The sequence below is a fragment of the Microcystis sp. M53602_WE12 genome, from assembly GCF_030065455.1.
GTDB lineage: Bacteria > Cyanobacteriota > Cyanobacteriia > Cyanobacteriales > Microcystaceae > Microcystis > Microcystis aeruginosa.
Genome location: NZ_JASJFB010000408.1, coordinates 1 through 3,030, shown reverse-complemented (window position 1 = coordinate 3,030; position 3,030 = coordinate 1). Strand labels below are relative to the sequence as shown.

2 protein-coding genes and 2 pseudogenes are annotated in these 3,030 nt (G+C 39.9%); all 4 read right to left on the bottom strand.

Annotated elements, in window-relative coordinates:
- Positions 1-224, bottom strand: a pseudogene (locus PX482_RS13885) (ISNCY family transposase); the annotation flags it as partial.
- A 197-nt stretch (positions 225-421) separates the two neighbouring features.
- Positions 422-1,141: pseudogene (locus tag PX482_RS13880) on the bottom strand (ISNCY family transposase); the annotation flags it as partial.
- Positions 1,142-1,450: 309 nt separating this feature from the next.
- Positions 1,451-2,635 carry an ATP-grasp domain-containing protein gene (locus tag PX482_RS13870; RefSeq protein WP_004159253.1) on the bottom strand — a complete coding sequence of 395 codons (1,185 nt, stop codon included), beginning with the start codon at positions 2,633-2,635 and terminating at the stop codon, positions 1,451-1,453.
- A 60-nt stretch (positions 2,636-2,695) separates the two neighbouring features.
- Positions 2,696-2,830, bottom strand: coding sequence for a hypothetical protein (locus tag PX482_RS28105; protein ID WP_373276129.1), 135 nt, complete (start codon positions 2,828-2,830; stop codon positions 2,696-2,698).
- Positions 2,831-3,030: the final 200 nt, after the last annotated feature.

Sequence of the window (3,030 nt, the reverse complement as noted above, 5' to 3'; positions counted from 1 at the left end):
TGGGTTTTTTCATTAATAACATTCACTTCACACCAATTAACTTCGAGACTTGAGTCGCCCTCTCTTAAGGGAACTCTAGAAGCATAACGATAACGATAAATTAGATTTTTTCGTCCATCCCATTGTTTCTTTTCAACGGTCCTAACTTCGCCACTTTTTTCTAAAAATTCTAGCCATTCATATAAAGTTTTAGGCGACGTTTCCAAACAAACAAAAATAAAACTAAGTAGTCGGGCAAAATTAATTTCCTAGTCGAGACTCCGAGACTCCGAGACAGGAGACTCCGAGACGGGAGACTCCGAGACGGGAGACTCCGAGACGGGAGACAGCTATTAGGGATCGGATTTGAGTTTTCAGTTCACTGTTTCCTCACACCAGAAGTCTGACGGAGTAGTGGCTTAGATGTGTAATTAATTTTGCTTAGGTACTTATAACCTTGTTTTACCGCTAATTCACAAATAGGTTCGTGAGAATATAAGTCGTCTCCTAAAAGAGTTACAGGATAACCATACTTATTTTTATGATTCTTATTTAACCATCTTTTAACGGCCGCATTTTCACAGTCTTGTTTTTGATGCCCATCTTGTTTTTTAATGAATTCTGGCTCTAAATTAATTACTTGTTTTTGCTTAGGAGAAACCACCATCGGTGTGACACAGCCAGGAAAATAAGTTGTGGTTCCATTTCGATGATTACGACAGTTACAATGAGGGCAATGAATTTTCTTGGATGAGAAATATTCTGTGCCATCTAACGCCACTAAAATTTCTCCATCTAAGTAGAGAAACTTTTTCAAAACTCCCTTTTCCTTTAACCATTCATAGACTTTTTGAAAAGTCCTAGAGACATTAGAGGCTGGCACTGGATCTAACAAATTTCTTATTTGATTATCCCCAGGAATTTTTTCAATTGAAAATCAACTTTCAGCATTATCTTTTCCCTTATTACTTTTCATTAAACGTTGATGGTCTAAAAAAGACGGCGACTGAGTAAAAAAGACTGAAAATGCCGCCATCACGGCATCTTCTACCTCATATTTTCTATTATTTCCAGGTTTCCTCTCATCGGGTAAATCATGTAATTCTTGACGTAAAAATTGCATTAATTCCGAAATTTCTAGGGTTGCCGCTTTTTGAGCCATCTTGGAATAATTTGACGTGCTGGTGGATTTCTAACTCACCCATTTTACCTTAGCTGACAATAATTATAAATTTTTATTTCCCTTGAATTCCTTATTCTAAAAACAGAACTATCTTCCTGAATTTACCCCGTTCGTTCTCAGCCAATCCCTTTGATTGCTTGAGTATTTATACTTAATTTATCCAACCAATTGTTTTTTTAGTGATCGCCTCTCCCTGAAAAATAGTCACTTTCTACTATATTTTGCCTTCCAAAATCGGGGTTAATGCTCTATTTATTTCAAAATGAGAATTGCTGCTGATCACTAATTCTAGGCTAATTTAATTGCTGCCGTGACTACCTCTTCTAAAGACTCTAACCAATGAAAGTTAACATCAGCTAAACTCTGACTGAGATCGATCGCTTTGCTGTCAGCTAGGACGCGAAAAATTATTTGTGGTACGGTGGGATTGGGAAAAGATCTGGGTTCCAAGGTTTGTCTTTCCTGTCGGGTAGCCCGGATCATCCGTTCGCCGCTGCCCCGGCTGGGTGATAATGGGCTATAACTGCGGTAGTAATTGCTAATACTCTCGATCGCTTTTTGGCCAAAGTCGGGATAACTGATAATATCAACGATAATCACTTTTAAATCGGCCAATAGTTGGAATTGTTGCAGACCAGACTCTATTTGCTCGTTTAATTGCTCTAATTCTAGTCTTTCCTCCAGTATAAGCCATGCCGCCAGTTTTGCCCCCTTGCCTGCCAAGGCATCCCAGACAGTGGACATCAAACCCTGGCCATTGCTAATCACGGCTATTCGGCCGGTTTGATCAATTATCGACCAAGGGGATTGTAATTGGGGTGGGGTCAAAGCTAGGAGATCGAGATGTCTAGCTAAAGCGGCATCATTAACACTTATTTTGCCATCTAGGGCCATCACTTCCCCAGCTTCGTTGATACCCAGGGGATTAATCTCGATAATATCGAGATCTTTGCTGACAAAGAGACTATACATTTTTTCGAGAATTTGACTGATAGACTCGATCAAAGACCCTCTTAAACCCATAGATACGGCTAATTGCCGACAGAGATAGGGGGAAAATCTCTCTTCAATGACCACTTTTTGCATGGTTTCCAGTAAACTGTCCACATCCATTCCCCCTTGACTCGCACCCAGTAAAACCGGTCTTTGCAGATGATAATCAAGTAAAATGGCTAAAAATATCTCCTGTTGCGGATTATACCTGGCTTCTGCTAAGATTACCTCTGGATATTCTCCGGCAATCGGTAAATGAAAGATAGCATGGGCAGCAGCGATCGCATCAATGGTATTAGCGACAAATTTCACCCCCCCTGCTTTTCCCCGTCCTCCCGCTCGTACCTGGGACTTCAGCACGATGGGGTAGGGAATGTTTAATCTTTTTAGTCCCCCCGGTTCGTGGATTGGTTGGGAAGGTAAAATGGGGATGCCGACTTGAGCAAATATTTCCTTGGCTTGGTATTCGAGTAAATCCATAATTGATTAGTTGATAAAGTGGCAATTCTCTCTTTGCTCGTTTCAGTAGCTTGGGGACTATTAACTATCATAAGTTTGTGCAGTACCACAATGATAACAATAAGGTAAATTTTTATAAGTTAACTCATGGCAATGATGACATTCTACATATTGATAATAACCGCAATGGGGACAATGAGCATCTTGATTTTTAATCGTTTTAGCGCAGTTAATACATTGTGATTTTTGTACTCGTTTTGCTGCTTGAGACTTGGGGCTCTTCGGTTTGTGTTATGCAATGGACGGGGGTTATAAGGGATGGAACCCTTACATAGAAAGGCATTTAGCGATTTTTGTCAATTGTTTTTGCTCTAGAGCAAACTAATCAATTAAGTCTCTTACCAGATAAGGATTTA

What these genes read in the sequence shown, in the direction of transcription:
- PX482_RS13870 (WP_004159253.1), bottom strand. Translation starts at nt 2,635, where the DNA reads ATGGATTTACTCGAATACCAAGCCAAGGAAATATTTGCTCAAGTCGGC.